The following is a 17,624-nucleotide window of genomic DNA, read 5'->3' as shown; positions in this document are numbered from 1 at the left end:
GCGGGCGCCGGACCAAGTCAGCCCGATAATTTTACTACAAACGCATTGGCATGACGACATAGGCCGCCGACTGGCTGGCCGCGTCTTCAATCTGCACGCTGGAAACGGAGTCGGTCAGCAGCAGACGTACGTTTTCGCACTTCAGCGCGTTAAGCACGTCCAGCACGTAGCTGACGTTAAAGCCGATTTCGAGATCGGTGCCGCCATAAGTGACGTCCAGAATCTCTTCCGCTTCTTCCTGTTCCGGGTTGTTGGCGGTGATTTTCAGCTGGTTTTCGCTGATATACAGGCGAACGCCACGGAACTTCTCGTTAGAGAGGATTGCCGCGCGCGAAAAAGCCTGCTTCAGCAGATCGCAGCCGGCATCCAGCGTTTTGTCCGGGTTTTTCGGCAGCACGCGACGATAGTCCGGGAAGCGGCCATCCACCAGCTTGGAGGTGAAGATAAAGTCGCCGACGTGCGCGCGAATATTGTTGCTGCCGATCTGCACCTGTAACGGCGTCTCGCCGCCGTCCAGCAGGCGCACCAGCTCAATCACGCCCTTACGCGGCACGATCACCGAATGATTGGGCAGCGACTGGCCTACCGGCATCGAGCAAACCGCCAGACGGTGGCCGTCGGTGGCGACGGTGCGCAGCTCTTCGCCTTCCGTTTCAAACAGCATCCCGTTCAGGTAGTAGCGTACGTCCTGATGGGCCATAGAAAACTGGGTGGCTTCGATCAGGCGCTTCATCGTGGCCTGCGGCAGCGTGAATTCCACCTCGCTTTGCCAGTCGTCCAGGTTCGGGAAGTCGCTGGCCGGCAGCGTGGAAAGCGAGAAGCGGCTGCGGCCGGAGCGCACCAGCATTCTTTCGCCATCCAGGATCACCGTGATCTCTGCGCCTTCAGGCAGACCGCGGCAGATATCGAAAAATTTACGCGCGGGCACGGTGGTCGCGCCCGGCTCGTGATCCTGCGTCAACGCGACGCGGGCCACCATTTCCATCTCTAAGTCCGTTCCCGTCAGCAGCAGGCTGCCGTCGTTAACCTGTAAAAGCAGGTTGCCGAGGATCGGCAGCGTCGGCCGTCCGCCCAGCGGGCTGCTGACCTGCTGTAAAGGTTTAAGTAACTGCTCACGTTCAACAATAAATTTCATAGCGTCAGGAAGATAATGTTCTGATTAGATTTGAGAAATCTTCTTTAATATCGTGACTCTCTTCACGCAGCTGCTCGATCTTGCGACAGGCGTGCAGCACCGTAGTATGGTCACGACCCCCGAAAGCGTCGCCGATTTCCGGCAAGCTGTGGTTGGTCAGCTCTTTCGCCATCGCCATCGCCATCTGGCGAGGACGCGCGACGGAGCGCGAACGCCGCTTGGAAAGCAGGTCGGCTACCTTAATCTTGTAATATTCCGCCACCGTCTTCTGGATATTATCGATGGTGACCAGCTTTTCCTGCAGCGCCAGCAGATCGCGCAGCGCTTCACGCACAAAGTCGATGGTGATGGCGCGGCCGGTAAAGTTGGCGTTGGCGATCACGCGGTTCAGCGCGCCTTCCAGCTCACGCACGTTGGACCGCAGGCGCTTGGCAATAAAGAAGGCGACCTCGCCCGGCAGGCGAATATCGTTTTCATCCGCCTTTTTCATCAGGATAGCCACGCGGGTTTCCAGCTCTGGCGGCTCGATCGCCACCGTCAGGCCCCAGCCAAAGCGGGATTTCAGACGATCTTCGACGCCGTTGATCTCTTTAGGATAGCGATCCGACGTCAGGATGATCTGCTGATTGCCTTCCAGCAGCGCGTTGAAGGTGTGGAAAAACTCCTCCTGCGAGCGCTCCTTGTTGGCGAAAAACTGAATATCATCGATCAGCAGCGCATCTACCGAACGATAGTAGCGCTTAAATTCTTCAATGGCGTTGTTTTGCAGCGCCTTCACCATGTCCTGCACAAAACGTTCCGAGTGCATATAGACCACTTTGGCGTTGGGCTTGCGCGCCATAATGCCGTTACCCACAGCATGCAGCAGGTGAGTTTTCCCCAGGCCAGTGCCGCCATAGAGGAACAGAGGGTTATAGGCGCCGCCGGGGTTGTCGGCGACCTGACGAGCGGCCGCACGCGCCAGCTGGTTCGATTTACCTTCAACGAAGTTATCGAAGTTATGCTTGGTGTTCACGTTTGAACGATACGACAGCTCCGCAGGCGCAGGCATGCTGTCCCAGCTTGGACGTACCGGTGCCGGTCGGTTCATCGGCGGCGGCGCGCTGGCGCTGCTCATCACCGGCTGGCTGACCGGACGCGTTACCGGCTTGCTGCCGACTTCAAAGCGCAGCAGCGGCACATCGGCGCCGCAAAAGTCATTAAGCAGCGCATTGATATTGTTAAGGTATTTGTCACGAACCCAGTCGAGCACGAAGCGGTTTGGTGCATACAGGGCCAGGGTGTTGTCGTTCAATTCAGCCTGGAGCGGACGTATCCACATGCTGAATTCGGTGGCAGGTAGTTCATCCTGCAAACGGGCAAGACACTGTTGCCAAAGCGTAAGTGACACGGCGGACTCCACTCGAAAATATTCGATAAGAAAAAAGGCGCTGAAGCGATAAATTCATCATTGTTGACGCATGCAGATGACGCACATACGAACCGCTGTCCGCGGTTTCTCCGCCGCTGACTGACCCGAAGGATCGCTAACGGAAGGGCGGATCATAGCGCAAAGCGCAGCAGAGATCTTCACTTTCTACACAGTTTTGTTCCAATTTATCCACAGGGCAAAGCGCGCAGGGACAAGTTTACTCGTTCGCGCTCAAAAGACATTCAGGATCCTGCGCATAAGATGAAAATTTAAGGCGCCGTCACGTTATTTACGCAACGCGCTTGCAATAAGATCGGCGGAAGATCCTGAACGATCCTTGCGCTTTACGACAGAGGCCGTATAATTCGTGCCCCGGCGTGTTGCGCTCTGGCCCGTACCGGCTGGTTTTGCGGTCGAACGGGATATCCAGACGCGCCTTTAAAAGCGAAGTAAATTGACTCCGGACTGTACAATTATTACAATCCCGCCTCTTTATTAAAGATACACTGAGGCGTCGGTTGGTTTTCGGACCTTTCAAGCGCGTCACTAAGTGAAATTTTCCAAGTTTAGGTAGAAATCGCCATGAAACGCACTTTTCAACCGTCCGTACTGAAGCGCAACCGTTCACATGGTTTCCGTGCTCGTATGGCAACAAAAAATGGTCGTCAGGTTCTGGCACGTCGTCGTGCTAAAGGCCGTTCACGTCTGACCGTTTCTAAGTAATAAAAGCTAACCGCTGAGTGGTTAAGCTCGCATTTCCCAGGGAGTTACGTTTGTTAACTCCCACTCATTTCACTTTCGTCTTCCAGCAGCCACAAAGAGCCGGTACGCCGCAAATCACCATCCTCGGCCGCCTTAACTCGCTGGGGCATCCCCGCATCGGTCTTACCGTCGCCAAAAAACATGTTAAGCGCGCGCATGAACGCAACCGGATCAAGCGATTGACCCGCGAAAGCTTTCGTCTGCGTCAGCACGACCTGCCCGCTATGGATTTTGTAGTGGTGGCGAAAAAAGGCGTGGCCGATCTGGATAACCGTGCGCTGATGGAAGCGTTGGAGAAGATGTGGCGTCGTCACTGTCGCCTGGCTCGCGGCTCCTGATTGCGCTGATCCGCGTTTATCAACGCGCGATCAGCCCGCTTTTAGGACCCCACTGTCGTTTCCACCCAACCTGTTCGCAATACGGTATTGAGGCATTGCGCAGGTTTGGTGTGGTAAAAGGCAGTTGGTTGACGATGAAACGCGTATTAAAATGCCACCCTTTGAACCCGGGTGGTGACGATCCGGTGCCGCCAAAAACCGACGATAACTGAGAACATTAACGATGGATTCGCAACGCAATCTTTTTCTCATCGCTTTTCTGTTCGTGTCTTTTATGATCTGGCAGACCTGGCAGACGGACCATGCTCCGCAGCCGCAGCAAACCCAGACCACGCAAAACACGACAGCAGCCGGTGATGCCGCAAACCAGGGTGTACCCGCCAGCGGCCAGGGCAAAACGATCACCGTTAAGACTGACGTCCTGTCTTTACAGATCAATACTCGCGGTGGCGATATTGAGCAGGCGCAGCTGCTGACTTACCCGGACAAACTGGGTTCTTCACAGCCTTTCCAGCTGCTGGAAACCTCGCCAGGCTTTCTCTATCAGGCACAAAGCGGCCTGACCGGACGCAACGGCCCGGATAACCCGGCCAACGGCGCCCGCCCGCTTTACACCACGACCCAGGACAGCTTTGAGCTGGCTGACGGCGCGAGCGAGCTGCGTATTCCAATGACCTTTACGGCGGAAAACGGCGCGACCTATACCAAAACCTTCGTGCTGAAGCGCGGCGAGTTTGCCATCGACGTCGATTACCAGATCAACAACACTACCCAGCAGCCGCTGGAAGTGGCGATGTTCGGCCAGCTGAAGCAGACTATCGATCTGCCTAAGCATCGCGATACCGGCAGCAATAACTTTGCATTGCACACCTTCCGTGGCGCGGCTTACTCCAGCAGTGAGACCAACTACGAGAAGTACAAGTTCGATAAAATCAGCGATAACGAAAACCTGAGCGTCAATACCAACAACGGTTGGGTGGCGATGCTGCAGCAGTACTTCGCTACCGCCTGGGTGCCGCGCACCAACGGCGCCAACACGCTGTACACCAGCAATCTGGGTAACGGCATCGCTGCGGTAGGCTACAAGTCTACGCCGGTTTCCGTTGCGGCAGGCGCGCAGCAGAACCTCAACGCCACGCTGTGGGTTGGCCCGGAAATTCAGGATAAAATGGCGGCTATCGCCCCACACCTGGATCTGACCGTGGACTACGGCTGGCTGTGGTTTATCTCTCAGCCGCTGTTTAAGCTGCTGAAGTTCCTGCACAGCTTTATCGGTAACTGGGGCTTCTCCATTATCGTCATTACCTTTATCGTGCGCGGCATCATGTACCCGCTGACCAAAGCGCAGTACACCTCGATGGCTAAGATGCGTATGCTGCAGCCGAAGATTCAGGCGATGCGCGAGCGCTTAGGCGACGACAAGCAGCGCATGAGCCAGGAAATGATGGCGCTGTATAAAGCAGAGAAGGTGAATCCGCTGGGCGGCTGTCTGCCGCTGGTTATCCAGATGCCGATCTTCCTTGCGCTGTACTACATGCTGATGGGCTCTATCGAGCTGCGTCATGCGCCGTTCGCGCTGTGGATCCATGACCTTTCTGCTCAGGACCCGTACTACATCCTGCCGATCCTGATGGGCGTGACGATGTTCTTCATTCAGAAGATGTCGCCGACCACCGTGACCGACCCGATGCAGCAGAAGATCATGACCTTTATGCCGGTTATCTTCACCGTGTTCTTCCTGTGGTTCCCGTCTGGTCTGGTGCTGTACTACATCGTCAGCAACCTGGTGACCATTCTGCAGCAGCAGCTGATCTACCGCGGGCTGGAAAAACGCGGTCTGCACAGCCGCGACAAGAAAAAAGCTTAACCGACGTCCCGTCGCCAACGGTGCGGACAAGGGTTATCATAAGGCGGTCAACTGACCGCCTTATTTTTTTGCCTTAAAAAGAGAGTCGAACATGAGTCATAGCGAGACTATCGTCGCCCAGGCGACGCCGCCAGGCCGCGGTGGCGTGGGTATTCTGCGCGTTTCCGGCCCCAAAGCCGCCGAGGTGGCCCAGGCGCTGCTGGGCAAGCTGCCGAAGCCCCGCTACGCCGACTATCTGCCCTTCCGCGACGCCGATAGCACCACGCTGGATCAGGGAATTGCGCTCTGGTTCCCCGGCCCGAATTCCTTTACCGGCGAAGACGTGCTGGAGCTGCAGGGCCACGGCGGGCCGGTAATTCTGGATCTGCTGCTGAAGCGCATTGTGGCTATTCCCGGCGTGCGTATCGCTCGTCCCGGCGAGTTCTCCGAGCGCGCCTTCCTTAACGACAAGCTCGATCTGGCGCAGGCGGAGGCTATTGCCGATCTGATTGACGCCAGTTCGGAGCAGGCGGCACGCTCGGCGCTGAACTCGCTTCAGGGCGCTTTTTCGCTACGCGTCAACACGCTGGTGGAAGCACTTACTCACCTGCGCATCTACGTGGAAGCGGCGATTGATTTTCCCGACGAGGAGATAGACTTCCTGTCTGACGGCAAAATCGAAGCCCAGCTGAATCAGGTGATAGCCGATCTGGACAGCGTGCGTGCCGAAGCGCGTCAGGGCAGCCTGCTGCGCGAAGGCATGAAGGTGGTGATTGCCGGCCGCCCCAACGCCGGGAAATCCAGTCTGCTCAACGCGCTGGCGGGCCGTGAAGCGGCCATCGTTACCGACATTGCCGGTACCACGCGTGACGTGCTACGTGAGCATATCCATATCGACGGGATGCCGCTGCATATTATCGATACCGCCGGGCTGCGCGAAGCCAGTGACGAGGTGGAAAGGATCGGTATTGAGCGCGCCTGGCATGAAATTGAGCAGGCCGACCGCGTGCTGTTTATGGTTGACGGCACCACCACCGGCGCGACCGAACCGGCGGAAATCTGGCCGGACTTTATCGCCCGTCTGCCCGCCAGCCTGCCAATTACCGTGGTGCGCAACAAAGCGGATGTTACAGGCGAAACGCTGGGGCTGACGCAAGTAAACGATCACTCACTTATTCGTCTCTCCGCGCGTACGGGTGAAGGCGTTGAGGTGCTACGCGAGCATCTGAAGGAAACGATGGGCTTTGCAGGCAATACCGAAGGCGGCTTCCTGGCGCGCCGTCGCCATCTTCAGGCGCTGGAGTTAGCGGCCGTTCACTTACTTCAGGGCAAAGAGCAGCTGCTGGGCGCCAAAGCGGGCGAGCTGCTGGCGGAAGAGCTGCGCGTCGCGCAGCAGGCGTTAAGCGAGATCACCGGCGAGTTCACCTCCGACGATCTGCTGGGACGGATTTTCTCCAGTTTTTGTATTGGTAAATAATCATTTAAAATGGTGCTCCTGCTGTGGGCACCGTTTTTATTTATATTTCACTCCCACCTGAACTTATATCTTTTTACTTTCACTCATTAAGACAGAATAATTTTTTACCATTACTCAGACGAATGTCGCAATTTTTCAGCGTTAAAGTAATTATTATTGCATCAGCTTCACTTATGCATTCAGGCCAGACAAAGCGGTGAGATACCGCCGGGATAATTTATTAATATAAAGAAAGAAATTAATATTTTTATTGTATTTATACAATAAAAACAATTAATTACATAGAATAGTCATAAAGAAAGGAGGCTGTATTTTATAGGGAAGAATAAGTTAAAAACACCTTACAAATAAAGATAAATTTTCCATATGATATATTAAGGACAATCCTCATGAAAAAAACCTTCATTAATGGCCTGGCCGCACTATTTTTTTGCTCTGTTACTATGACGGCCTGTGCAGCTGATGACACGACGCTAAATTGTAAAAATTCGAGTACGATAACAGCGCTTAATTTAAAAACATTAGGCTTGAAATTATCGGCAGATACGCCTGTCGACACCGTAATCTATAGCGGAAAAATGAACGTAAAATTTAATTGTGCGTTAGATCAGCTTAAGCAGTATGGGCAAGACGCGGAAGTCTACTTCAAACGTAATGCTGCAGGCGAGTTGGGGTATGGGCTGACCATTTATGTTGGCTACGGCGATACCGAGCCGGGAGCAGCCCCCGTTAATATCCCTACGGGGAAAAAAGTTTCTACCTATGCCTATACCAGCGGCGGCACAGTGGGTACCTATACGGAGGTTGAACTTTCCGTTCCCTTTAAAATTGTCAGAACCGCTATGTCAACAGCGCCCTATTCGGCGTTGAGAAACTATGTTAATCCGTTTGCTGTCGGGTCTAAAATCCCCGGCACAGATTTGCAGTTTCAGGTCAATAACATCAAAAAAGCGATTACCTTAGAATAAGGGCAACATAGAAAACGCCTGTAATTACAGGCGTTTTTTGCTAAAGCTTACAGCTCAATCACCCTGTCCGCGCTGGCGATAGTCGAAGGCCGGTGCGCGATAAAGATCCGGGTGATTTTCAGCGCCGCTACGGAAGCATTGATATGCGCCTCGTTAGCCAGATCCAGATGGCTGGTCGCCTCATCCAGAAACAGGATGTTGGGCCGTCGATATAAGGCTCGGGCAATCAGCAAGCGCTGCTTCTGTCCGCCCGACAGGCTGCCGCCCAGCTCGCTAATCAGCGTCTCGTAGCCCATCGGCATCGCGCTAATTTCCTCATGAATATTGCAGTCCATGGCGCAGCGGATAATACGCTCCATATCCTTCTCGCCGTCAAAGCTGGCGATGTTCTCAGCGATGGATCCGGCAAACAGCTTGTCTTCCTGCAATACGCAGGCGATACATTCCCGATAGTTATTCAGCCCGATATTGTTGATATTCAGGCCGTTGATCAGGATTTCGCCCTCGGCAGGCGCCAGCAGGCCGGACATGACCTTCATCAGCGTGGTTTTGCCAATGCCGGAAGGCCCGACAATCGCCACGCTCTCGCCGGCCTCGACGATGATATTCAGCCCGCTGAAAATCGGTTTCGACAGTTTGTCATACTGATAGGTAACGCCGCGCGCCTCAAAGCTGGCCGGTTCGCCCGAGGCGACCAGCGCCCGACCCGGCTGGTTTTCTTCCGCATCGGTAAAGACGATGTCCGCTACCCTGTCGCTGTGCAGCGTCAGCATTTTCAGCTGTAGCACCATATTGATCAGGCTGGCGGCCCGATCGGAAAACTGGCCGCGATAGGCGTTAAAGGCGACAAACATACCCAGCGTCATTTGACCATCGATCACCATTGAGGCGCCAAGCCACAGGATCACTACCTGGTCGATGGTGCTGATAAACGTGTTTACGCCGCCAAACAGCAGATCGAGTCGGGTCAGGCGAATATTGGCGTTAGTGGTGTCGATATTCAGATTCAGCCAGAACTGCGCTCGCTTGGCGGTTATGCCCAGCGCTTTTAACGTGCCGATGCCGTAAAGGCTTTCCATAAAATGCGAGCTGGCCCGCGCGCCCTTCACAATCTGCTCTTCCTGCGCCTGCCGATAGCGCTGCCAGGTCGCCAGGCGCAGCAGCATATACAGCGCCGTAAAGCCCAGCACGACCCATACCAGCCAGCCGCCGTACAGGAACATCATGATAAACACGCCAATCGACATCAGCGAGTCGATAATACCGTTCACCAGGCTGCTGGTTAGCGTGTTGCGGATCACGTCCAGCGAGCCAAAGCGGGACTGAATATCGCCAAGCTTGCGCTTCTCAAAATAGTTGAGCGGCAGATTAAGCAGATGATCGAACATGCCCGCTTTCCACTGTACGTCGATCAGCGATCCCATCACCAGCGATGTCCAGGCGCGCAGCATACTGACGAAGGCACGGAACAGGATAAAGCCCAGCAGCCCGATACAGATCAGCGACAGCAAATCGTGGTCTTCCGCGATAATCACATGATCCATCACCAGCTGCGTGCCTACCGGCATCAGCAGGTTAACCGCTTCTATCACCAGCGAAAGGCAGAAGATTTTGGCCAGGAAGCCCGGCAGCCCGCTGACGTTTTTCATCATCGTGGTAAAGCTCAGGCTGCTGCGTTGTTTAATGCGGGAGAACTCGCTGTCTGGCCAAACTTCCAGCGCCACGCCGGAAAAGTGCTGGGACATTTCCGCCAGCCCGACAACACGCCGGCCAAAGGCCGGATCGTGCAGGATAAAGCGCGAGCCTTTAACGGCAACCAGCACCACGAAGTGGCTCATATCCCAGTGCAGCAGACAGGGCGTTTTCAGCTGTTTCAGCTCGTCCAGATCCAGCGCCAGCGGTCGCGTTTTCAGCTTCAGCTGCCTGCCGATGTCGATCAGCACGGCCAGCGTAGCGCCATGTGAAGAGATGCCAAATCGGCTGCGCAAATTAAACAGGTCAATATCCATGCCGTGATAGCGGCAGGCCATGACCAGACAGGCCAGGCCGCATTCTGCCGCTTCGGTTTGCAACACGACCGGCACTTTGCGCCGAAAGCTGAAATTCAGCCGACGCAGGAGAGTGTCAAACAGAGGATCGTTCATTTACAGGCCCGCTAATGCTTTTTTTGAGGTCATAGTAAGGCGACAGCATCCACTGCCAGAGAGGCCGTTTTTCCAGAAACAGCGTGGCCTGCGCTTTCATGCCGCTGGAGAGCGCCAGGGGCTTGCCCTGATAGCTGAAGCGGCTCTCTTCAAGCGACACGATTACCTTGTAATAGGGTTCAATGACGCCGTCGGTGCGCGGAAGCGTGTTGTACTTGCCCATTTCCTGATAGGAAGCCGGCACGTTGGAAATGGACAGGATGCGGCCCGGAAACTGGCCATATTTCTCGAAGGGGAACGCTTCATAACGCAGGTTGATGGCGTCGCCAGGATGGACATAGGGCATGCTGGTGTTGGGCAGCCACAGCATCAGGTAATAACGGTTGCTGCTGGCGGGCGTCAGCTGGGCCAGGCTGTCGCCAGGGCTGACCATTTGCCCTTCCGTCACGCTCATATTTTCAATTTTGCCGTCGCTCGGCGCGGTAATAAACAGCGTGCCGCTGGCGTCCACCTCCGCCAGCTGGCGCATCAGATCGCTGCGCTGCGCCTGATATTGCGAAATCTGGTTGTCATATTCGATCCCCCTGGTCAGCAGCTCGCTCTCCAGGCTGCTAATCTGCAAAGCTTCCTGAATAACCTGCGTATTCAGGCTCTGCCAGGCATTCTGCTGCTGATAAAAAAGATAGCGCTGGTTGGCGAACTGCTCCTTGTTAATCAACCCCTTACGTAAGTAATCACCGTAACTCGTCATGCTTTTCCGCATTTCGCTCAGGCCGTTTCCGGCTTCAAAAATCAGCGTCTGCGATTTTTGATGCGCCGCCTGGTACTGCGCCAGCTGATGCTGCAAATTCTTCAGCGTGGCCGCTTTGTTTTTCTGAAGCCGGGCGATAATCGTTTCCGATAGCGCAATCTGTTGATTAATCGCAGCGATCGAACGGACGCTGACGTTGCCGGTCAAGGTAATCCGGCTGACGTCGATTTGATAAAGCCGATCGCCCTTTTTTACGCGCTGCCCGGTTTCAGCCCAGGTTTTGGTAATAAACCCCTGCTGTGGTGCAAGGATGGTGATGGCGTGCGGCAACGAGATCACCTCGCCGTTGACGTTAATTCGGCGGGTAAAGGTGCCGTAAAGAATAAACATCAGCAGCAAAATAAAGAACAGCATTGACGCCAGAGCGACGGCCCAGGCGGGATAGCCGGAGGTTAACAACGCCTTACCCAGCCATTTCGTCTTCAGATGCTGCACCGCTTCCATGCGAAATAAAGGTTTGTTTTCCATAACATTCTTAGCGTTTGATTATAAAAGATTTATTAGCACTTACTGATGAAGTGAATAAAATCCGGCCTTCCGTGCCTGGCAGAGGAAAGTACACTATTTCCCGTACGACAATCAACTTCAATTTAAAATTGAAAATAACAACAATATTTAATTCTACTACACTAATTTATTGGAATTCTTCTGCACTCCCTTTAGCAATTATATATTGGCATTACAGGAAATTATTAAACTTAAATAAGACAATGAAGATATTAAAAAGCCATGTAAAAAGAATATTGACGATGAGAACCACACGCGCATTCGTTAATATTAATCCTAATTTAGAGGTAAAACGGGAAAGTTACGTGTCACGCGCTAAGAAAATTCTTACAATAATAACGCGTTTTCACCCATTTTCACGGAGCGACAGATGGCCAGCCATTTCGCACGCTGGATCCTGACGGATACCCGCGTCCCGGTACACCAGCTTTCTCAACAGATAACAGAAAGCGCCAGTAACCTACCGGAAAGACGGCGGACGCGCTTTCTGGTGGCCCGTATGCTGCTGGCGGAAATGCTGCTGCGCCTTTATGGCATTTCGCCGCTGCCTGAAATCCGGCTCTCACCAAACGGACGTCCCCACTTTGCCGATGCGCAGCTGCCCGATTTCAGCATCGCCTACGCAGGCAATATCGTTGGTGTACTGCTGGCCGGAGAAGACGGCAGCGTCGGGCTGGATATGGAAATCGTCCGCGCCCACAGCCGCCAGACGCTGGAGCGATATTCACGTGAAATTTCTCCGGCCGAAAAAGCCTGGATACTGGCCCAGACCGATCCCGATGAGGCGGCCACCCAGCTCTGGACGATGCGGCAAAGCATACTAAAGCTGTCCGATAACCCGGAAAAAGATTCGCTGAGGCTGCATCCCGCGTCCGGGCGCCTACGCTCGCTGTTGCAGCCGCAGACAGAAGCCTTTTCCGACGTTGAGCCGCTGATTATCTGGTCTTGCGCCCATTCATCGGGCTGTGAGCGGCTCTCGCTGTGGGAAGTGGACAACGCGCGCTGGAAAGGCCTGCAGGATATTCCTGCCACGGGACAGAAGATGGGGCCGCGCGCGCTGCGGCTGGTGAGCCTGCCGCCGGAAAAAGCAATCGCGCTTTAGCGCGGCGAAAAAAAACGGGCCAGCGGCCCGTTCAGATTAGTGCGCGTCGATAAAGACAATTTTTAACACAAACAGGATCGCCACGACGATGACGCACGGCGAAATTTCACGCCAGCGGCCCGTGCCCAGCTTCATCACGCAGTAAGAAATAAAGCCCAGCGCAATCCCTTCGGTAATAGAAAAACTGAACGGCATCATCACGGTGGTAACAAAGGCCGGCACCGCTTCGGTCAGGTCGTCCCACTTGACGCGCGCCAGGCTGGAGGTCATCAGCACGCCTACGTAGATCAGTGCGCCTGCGGCAGCGTAAGCCGGCACCATGCCCGCCAGCGGCGACAGGAACATCACCAGTAGAAACAGCACGCCCGTCACCACGGCCACCAGGCCCGTGCGTCCGCCAATAGAAACGCCGGAGGAGCTTTCGATATAGGCGGTAACGGAAGAAGTACCGATGTAAGCGCCCGCTACCGAACTGATGCTGTCGACGTAAAGCGCCTGCTTCATGCGCGGAAACGTGCCTTTTTCATCGGTCAGGCCCGCTTTATCCGTTACGCCAATCAGCGTGCCAGAAGAGTCAAACAGGTTTACCAACATAAAGGAGAAGATGATCCCCGCCATGCCGACGTTCAGCGACCCTTTCAGATCGACTTCGCCCAGAATGGACGTAATGCCCGTAGGCATAGAGAACACGCCGCCATACTTCACGTCGCCCAGCGCCAGGCCGATCAGCGTAGTCACCACAATGGAAACCAGCACTGCAATATGAATATTGCGGGAAGCCAGCACGGCAATAATAAAGAAGCCCAGCGCGCCCAGCAGGACGCTGTGGGAGGTCAGATCGCCTACCGCCACCAGCGTTTCTTTATTGGGCACCACGATCCCGGCGTTTTTCAGGCCGATCATCGCGATAAACAGGCCAATACCGGCAGTAATACCCACGCGCAGGCTGACCGGGATATTGGAAATCATCCAGTAGCGGATGCGGAAAAGGGTCAGCAACAGCAGCCCTACGGCGCCCCAGAAGATGGCGCCCATGCCGGTCTGCCAGGAGACGCCCATCGCGCCGACGACCACGAAAGCAAAAAAGGCGTTCAGGCCCATTGCGGGCGCAAGCGCTACCGGCAGGTTGGCGACCAGCCCCATCAGAATACTGCCTCCGGCGGCGATCAGGCAGGTCGTCACGAATACCGCCTGGGTATTCATGCCCGCCACGCCGAGGATCTGCGGATTCACGAACACGATATAGACCATGGTCAGGAAGGTGGTAAAACCGGCAATCACTTCCGTACGCACCGTCGTGCCGTGTTCCTGTAGTTTGAAGATCCGCTGCAGTAGACCTGAGTTGTTCATATAAGATTCCAAAACGGAGAAAAGTTATCGTCGGCTATCCTAAACGATAAATTTTAATTTGCCAGACGGCGCCAGAGTTTTTTCGCAACCGATTGCGCCTTGTTAGCCCTGACTTCAGCGCCGTTAACGTAAAATTCATCTTTTCCGGTCGCGTTTTACCTTTCCACGCGTAAAGTAAAAGCACGCCCCTTCGTTAAGGATGAACCGATGTCTGTTAGCTGTATCTTTTTTGATTGCGACGGCACGCTGGTGGACAGCGAGCTGCTTTGTACCCAGGCCTATGTCAATACGTTTGCGCGCTACGGCGTCGAGCTGTCGCTGCAGGAGATGTTTGAAAAATATAAGGGCGTAAAGCTCTATGACATTATTGCCGACGTGACCGCTGAACATCATCTCAGCGCCGATGTCACGGAGCTGGAGCCGGCTTACCGTCAGGAAGTAGCGCGCCTTTTTGAGCAACAGCTACAGCCGATTGCGGGCGCGAAAGCCCTGCTGGCGCAGATTAGCGTGCCGATGTGCGTGGTATCGAACGGCACCGTGCCGAAAATGCAGCATTCGCTGGGATTAACCGGGATGCTCGACTATTTTGATGACCGGTTGTACAGCGGCTATACGATTTCACGCTGGAAGCCCGATCCCGCGCTGATGGCATACGCGGCGGAACAGATGGCGATCCCGCTGGCGCAGTGCATCCTGGTGGATGATTCCGAAGCGGGCGCCAAAGCAGGCATCGCGGCGGGTATCCCGGTGTTCTATTACTGCGCGGACGCCCACAACAGGCCGCTGGATCATCCGCTGGTGACGCCTTTTGACGATATGGCGCAGCTGCCGGAGCTGTGGCGGCAAAAAGGCTGGCAACTGACGCGCTGAGCAGGCACTCCGCGCCAGGCGGCGCGGACACCGTTTAGCCGATCGCGCCCAGCGTATCTTCGCTGCCCTGCTTTTTCGGCAGTAAAAACAGCGTGGCGAAGATATCCAGCAGGTAAATCAGCGCCAGCAGCGTAATCGCTGCCGTAAAGGAGAACTGCATCGCCAGCAGTCCGATAACCAGCGGGCCAAAACCGCCGACGCCGCGGCCCAGGTTAAATAAGACGTTTTGCGCCGTAGCTCTGACCTGCACGGGATAGGTGTCTGAGATCAGCGCGCCGTAGCCGCCGATCATGCCGTTGACGAACATCCCCATCACGGCACCCGCAAACAGCATCATCATCGGATCGCGTAGCTGGGCGTATGCCACCACCATCACGACCGCACCAGCCTGATAAAGCAGGAAAATCTTCCAGCGGGCAAAGCGATCGGCCAGCATGCCGAACAGCCAGATACCCAACGTCATGCCCACGACCGTGACCGCCGTCCACAGCCCCGATTTGGTCAGCGAGAAGCCAAAGCGGCTGGAAAGGTAAGCCGGCATCCAAATCATCAAGCCGTAGTAGCCAAAGTTCTGTACCGAGCACAGGATAAAAATCCCCAGGCTGGCCTTAGTCGTGGCGGCATCTTTACACAGCAGCTTCAGCCTGGCGGCGAACGATAAGCCCTGATGGACATCCACATGCCGCGTAAAGCCTTCCGGCTCGCCCAGGCCGCGCCGGATAAAAAACGATGCGGCGGCAGGCAGCAGCCCGACCAGGAACATGCCGCGCCAGCCGATGTAGGTTAACAGCAGCGGGGTAATAAAAGCGGCCAGCAGCACGCCAAGCTGCCAGCCGATGCCGACCCAGGCGGAAGCGCGGTTACGCTTGTTGGCGGGCCAGGCTTCGGCAATCAGCGCCATGCCGATGCCAAACTCGCCGCCCAGCCCCACGCCCGCCAGCGTGCGGTACGCCAGCAGATCCCAGTAGCCCTGCGCAAAGGCGCAAAGCCCGGTAAACACGGAAAACATCAGGATGGTAAAGGTCAGCACGCGGATCCGGCCCAGCTTGTCGCTGAGATGGCCGAACACGACGCCGCCGATCACCGCGCCAATCAGCGTCCAGGTGACCAGCGAGCCTGCCTGCGAGGGATCGAGCGCCAGAGAAAGGCTGATGGCGGGCAGCATAAACCCGAGGATCAGCAGATCGAAGCCGTCCATTGCGTAGCCGCTGATCGCCGCCAGCATCGCTTTGCCTGGCGTTACGCCTTTTTTTTGTTGCATCACGGGAGTTCCTTGCCGGTGTGAAGTGCGGCAAGTATAAATTACGAGCGCCGCCAGACCAACTTAAAGCGTCAGGCCGGAAGCGCGATGGTCAGACTGGCTTGTCGTCGCTTTCGCCGGTGAGCAGCTCGTCCAGCTTGTCGCCGCCAACGTGACGGAAATCCTGACCTTTCACGAAATAGAAGATGATTTCACAGATATTCTGGCAGCGATCGCCAATACGCTCGATAGCGCGCGCGCAGAACAGCGCGGTCAGCACGCTGGGAATGGTGCGCGGATCTTCCATCATATAGGTCATCAGCTGACGCACGATGCCCTCATATTCCTGGTCGACCTTTTTATCTTCCCGATAGATTTCAATAGCCGCATTGAGATCCATGCGCGCAAAAGCATCCAGCACGTCGTGCAGCATCTGGATGGTGTGATAGCCCAGCGATTCCAGATTTACCAGCAGCGACTGGTGCTGCTGGCCAAATTTTTCCAGCGCCGTGCGGCTGATTTTTTCCGCCACGTCGCCAATGCGCTCCAGCTCGGAAATGGTTTTGATGATCGCCATCACCAGACGCAGGTCGCTGGCGGTCGGCTGGCGCTTGGCGATAATGCGCACGCACGCCTCGTCAATCGACACCTCCATCATGTTGACCTTCTGATCGCCATCGATCACCCGCTGCGCCAGCTCGGCATCCTGGTTGTGCATCGCGACGATGGCGTCCGTCAGCTGTTTTTCCACCATGCCGCCCATCGTCATCACCTGGGTGCGGATGTGCTCCAGCTCGGCGTTGAACTGCCCGGAGATATGTTTATTCAGATTGAGATTATCCATGCGTTTCTCCAGTCAACTTAACCATAGCGGCCAGTGATATAGTCTTCGGTTTGTTTTTGGTGCGGTTTGGTAAACAGCGTATCCGTATCGCTGAACTCAATCAGCTCGCCCAGATACATAAAGGCCGTATGGTCGGAACAGCGCGCGGCCTGCTGCATGTTATGCGTGACGATCACCACGGTGTAATCCTGCTTCAGCTCGGTGATCAGCTCTTCGATACGGCCAGTGGAAATAGGATCCAGCGCGGAGCACGGCTCGTCCAGCAGCAGCACCTCCGGCCGAATAGCAATGCCGCGAGCAATGCAGAGGCGCTGCTGCTGGCCGCCGGAAAGGCTGTAGCCGCTCTGCTGCAGCTTGTCTTTGGTTTCCGTCCACAGCGCTGCTTTGGTCAGCGCCCATTGTACGCGCTCATCCATTTCGGCACGGGAAAGTTTTTCGAACAGGCGCACGCCGAAAGCGATGTTATCGTAAATCGACATCGGGAACGGCGTCGGTTTCTGGAACACCATGCCGACGCGCGCGCGCAGCAGGGCGATATCCTGGCTGGCGGTCAGGATGTTTTCGCCATCCAGCAGGATCTCGCCTTCCGCGCGCTGTTCCGGATAGAGCGAAAACATCTTGTTAAACGTGCGCAGCAGCGTCGATTTACCGCAGCCCGACGGGCCGATAAAAGCGGTGACCTGGTTTTTAGCAATATCCAGATTGATATTCTTCAGCGCATGAAATTTTCCATAGTAAAAGTTCAAATCACGAACCTGGATCATATTGCCGGAAGTGTTGTCAGCCATTCTTTTTCTCGCTTATACGCGCCGCCGCAGC

Annotated in this window: 16 protein-coding genes; 8 read left to right on the top strand and 8 right to left on the bottom strand. The window is 55.3% G+C overall.

Going from position 1 to position 17,624, the window contains the following annotated elements:
- Window positions 1–34: 34 nt before the first annotated feature.
- Window positions 35–1,135, bottom strand: coding sequence for a DNA polymerase III subunit beta (gene dnaN / locus AB3U87_RS12690; protein ID WP_253456783.1), 1,101 nt, complete (start codon window positions 1,133–1,135; stop codon window positions 35–37).
- 4 nt (window positions 1,136–1,139) lie between these two features.
- On the bottom strand, window positions 1,140–2,525 hold the full coding sequence (gene dnaA, locus AB3U87_RS12685; protein WP_253456786.1) for a chromosomal replication initiator protein DnaA: 1,386 nt from the start codon (window positions 2,523–2,525) through the stop codon (window positions 1,140–1,142).
- A 603-nt stretch (window positions 2,526–3,128) separates the two neighbouring features.
- Between dnaA and rpmH the strand changes: the two genes are divergently transcribed.
- The 6 genes from rpmH to AB3U87_RS12655 all read left to right on the top strand — a co-directional run bounded on the left by rpmH (window position 3,129) and on the right by AB3U87_RS12655 (window position 7,937).
- On the top strand, window positions 3,129–3,269 hold the full coding sequence (gene rpmH, locus AB3U87_RS12680) for a 50S ribosomal protein L34 (RefSeq protein ID WP_003849659.1): 141 nt from the start codon (window positions 3,129–3,131) through the stop codon (window positions 3,267–3,269).
- Window positions 3,270–3,286: 17 nt separating this feature from the next.
- Window positions 3,287–3,646 (top strand): ribonuclease P protein component, encoded by a 360-nt coding sequence (gene rnpA, locus AB3U87_RS12675; RefSeq protein ID WP_125289198.1) that lies wholly within the window; start codon window positions 3,287–3,289, stop codon window positions 3,644–3,646.
- On the top strand, window positions 3,610–3,858 hold the full coding sequence (gene yidD / locus AB3U87_RS12670; protein WP_125289197.1) for a membrane protein insertion efficiency factor YidD: 249 nt from the start codon (window positions 3,610–3,612) through the stop codon (window positions 3,856–3,858). The genes rnpA and yidD overlap by 37 nt, the downstream gene beginning before the upstream one ends.
- Window positions 3,859–3,869: 11 nt before the next feature.
- Window positions 3,870–5,513, top strand: coding sequence for a membrane protein insertase YidC (gene yidC, locus AB3U87_RS12665; RefSeq protein WP_125289196.1), 1,644 nt, complete (start codon window positions 3,870–3,872; stop codon window positions 5,511–5,513).
- Between the two features lie 91 nt (window positions 5,514–5,604).
- Window positions 5,605–6,969 carry a tRNA uridine-5-carboxymethylaminomethyl(34) synthesis GTPase MnmE gene (gene mnmE, locus AB3U87_RS12660; RefSeq protein WP_253456788.1) on the top strand — a complete coding sequence of 455 codons (1,365 nt, stop codon included), beginning with the start codon at window positions 5,605–5,607 and terminating at the stop codon, window positions 6,967–6,969.
- A 389-nt stretch (window positions 6,970–7,358) separates the two neighbouring features.
- On the top strand, window positions 7,359–7,937 hold the full coding sequence (locus AB3U87_RS12655) for a hypothetical protein (protein ID WP_394149248.1): 579 nt from the start codon (window positions 7,359–7,361) through the stop codon (window positions 7,935–7,937).
- Window positions 7,938–7,984: 47 nt separating this feature from the next.
- Here AB3U87_RS12655 and AB3U87_RS12650 read toward each other — a convergent pair whose 3' ends face one another.
- Both AB3U87_RS12650 and AB3U87_RS12645 read right to left on the bottom strand, forming a co-directional pair.
- Window positions 7,985–10,081: a peptidase domain-containing ABC transporter gene (locus AB3U87_RS12650; protein WP_394149246.1), complete on the bottom strand. Its 2,097-nt coding sequence runs from the start codon at window positions 10,079–10,081 to the stop codon at window positions 7,985–7,987.
- Window positions 10,062–11,360, bottom strand: a complete 1,299-nt coding sequence (locus AB3U87_RS12645; RefSeq protein ID WP_301251584.1) for an HlyD family secretion protein — start codon at window positions 11,358–11,360, stop codon at window positions 10,062–10,064. Before AB3U87_RS12645 ends, AB3U87_RS12650 begins: the two co-directional genes overlap by 20 nt.
- Before the next feature lie 409 nt (window positions 11,361–11,769).
- On the opposite strand from AB3U87_RS12645, the gene AB3U87_RS12640 reads away from it, so the two are divergent.
- The gene (locus AB3U87_RS12640; protein ID WP_253456800.1) at window positions 11,770–12,501 is read left to right on the top strand and encodes a 4'-phosphopantetheinyl transferase family protein; all 732 of its coding nucleotides are present in this window, start codon (window positions 11,770–11,772) and stop codon (window positions 12,499–12,501) included.
- Window positions 12,502–12,537: 36 nt separating this feature from the next.
- Here AB3U87_RS12640 and AB3U87_RS12635 read toward each other — a convergent pair whose 3' ends face one another.
- Complete coding sequence (locus AB3U87_RS12635) at window positions 12,538–13,851, bottom strand: NCS2 family permease (RefSeq protein WP_125289191.1); 1,314 nt, start codon at window positions 13,849–13,851, stop codon at window positions 12,538–12,540.
- Window positions 13,852–14,058: 207 nt separating this feature from the next.
- Here AB3U87_RS12635 and yieH point away from each other — a divergent pair, with 207 nt between their 5' ends.
- Window positions 14,059–14,721 carry a 6-phosphogluconate phosphatase gene (yieH, locus tag AB3U87_RS12630; RefSeq protein WP_253456803.1) on the top strand — a complete coding sequence of 221 codons (663 nt, stop codon included), beginning with the start codon at window positions 14,059–14,061 and terminating at the stop codon, window positions 14,719–14,721.
- 34 nt (window positions 14,722–14,755) lie between these two features.
- On the opposite strand, the gene AB3U87_RS12625 is transcribed toward yieH, so the two are convergent.
- From AB3U87_RS12625 to pstB, 3 genes are all read right to left on the bottom strand, one after another.
- Window positions 14,756–15,982 carry an MFS transporter gene (locus tag AB3U87_RS12625; RefSeq protein WP_301251615.1) on the bottom strand — a complete coding sequence of 409 codons (1,227 nt, stop codon included), beginning with the start codon at window positions 15,980–15,982 and terminating at the stop codon, window positions 14,756–14,758.
- Window positions 15,983–16,073: 91 nt separating this feature from the next.
- Window positions 16,074–16,805 (bottom strand): phosphate signaling complex protein PhoU, encoded by a 732-nt coding sequence (gene phoU / locus AB3U87_RS12620; protein WP_253456809.1) that lies wholly within the window; start codon window positions 16,803–16,805, stop codon window positions 16,074–16,076.
- A 17-nt stretch (window positions 16,806–16,822) separates the two neighbouring features.
- The gene (pstB, locus tag AB3U87_RS12615; RefSeq protein WP_125289188.1) at window positions 16,823–17,593 is read right to left on the bottom strand and encodes a phosphate ABC transporter ATP-binding protein PstB; all 771 of its coding nucleotides are present in this window, start codon (window positions 17,591–17,593) and stop codon (window positions 16,823–16,825) included.
- Window positions 17,594–17,624: the final 31 nt, after the last annotated feature.

Source organism: Erwinia plantamica, from assembly GCF_043420595.1.
Classification (GTDB): Bacteria; Pseudomonadota; Gammaproteobacteria; order Enterobacterales; family Enterobacteriaceae; genus Erwinia; species Erwinia aeris.
The sequence above is the reverse complement of the archived record's forward strand: the minus strand, read 5'-3'. Positions and strand labels throughout refer to the sequence as shown.

Excerpts from the sequence above, each read along its gene's own strand:
- yieH (WP_253456803.1), top strand. The coding sequence starts at position 14,059 with ATGTCTGTTAGCTGTATCTTTTTTGATTGCGACGGCACGCTGGTGGAC.
- yidC (WP_125289196.1), top strand. The coding sequence starts at position 3,870 with ATGGATTCGCAACGCAATCTTTTTCTCATCGCTTTTCTGTTCGTGTCT.
- rpmH (WP_003849659.1), top strand. The coding sequence starts at position 3,129 with ATGAAACGCACTTTTCAACCGTCCGTACTGAAGCGCAACCGTTCACAT.
- AB3U87_RS12625 (WP_301251615.1), bottom strand. The coding sequence starts at position 15,982 with ATGCAACAAAAAAAAGGCGTAACGCCAGGCAAAGCGATGCTGGCGGCG.
- pstB (WP_125289188.1), bottom strand. The coding sequence starts at position 17,593 with ATGGCTGACAACACTTCCGGCAATATGATCCAGGTTCGTGATTTGAAC.
- phoU (WP_253456809.1), bottom strand. The coding sequence starts at position 16,805 with ATGGATAATCTCAATCTGAATAAACATATCTCCGGGCAGTTCAACGCC.
- AB3U87_RS12650 (WP_394149246.1), bottom strand. The coding sequence starts at position 10,081 with ATGAACGATCCTCTGTTTGACACTCTCCTGCGTCGGCTGAATTTCAGC.
- AB3U87_RS12640 (WP_253456800.1), top strand. The coding sequence starts at position 11,770 with ATGGCCAGCCATTTCGCACGCTGGATCCTGACGGATACCCGCGTCCCG.
- dnaN (WP_253456783.1), bottom strand. The coding sequence starts at position 1,135 with ATGAAATTTATTGTTGAACGTGAGCAGTTACTTAAACCTTTACAGCAG.
- AB3U87_RS12655 (WP_394149248.1), top strand. The coding sequence starts at position 7,359 with ATGAAAAAAACCTTCATTAATGGCCTGGCCGCACTATTTTTTTGCTCT.
- AB3U87_RS12645 (WP_301251584.1), bottom strand. The coding sequence starts at position 11,360 with ATGGAAAACAAACCTTTATTTCGCATGGAAGCGGTGCAGCATCTGAAG.
- AB3U87_RS12635 (WP_125289191.1), bottom strand. The coding sequence starts at position 13,851 with ATGAACAACTCAGGTCTACTGCAGCGGATCTTCAAACTACAGGAACAC.
- mnmE (WP_253456788.1), top strand. The coding sequence starts at position 5,605 with ATGAGTCATAGCGAGACTATCGTCGCCCAGGCGACGCCGCCAGGCCGC.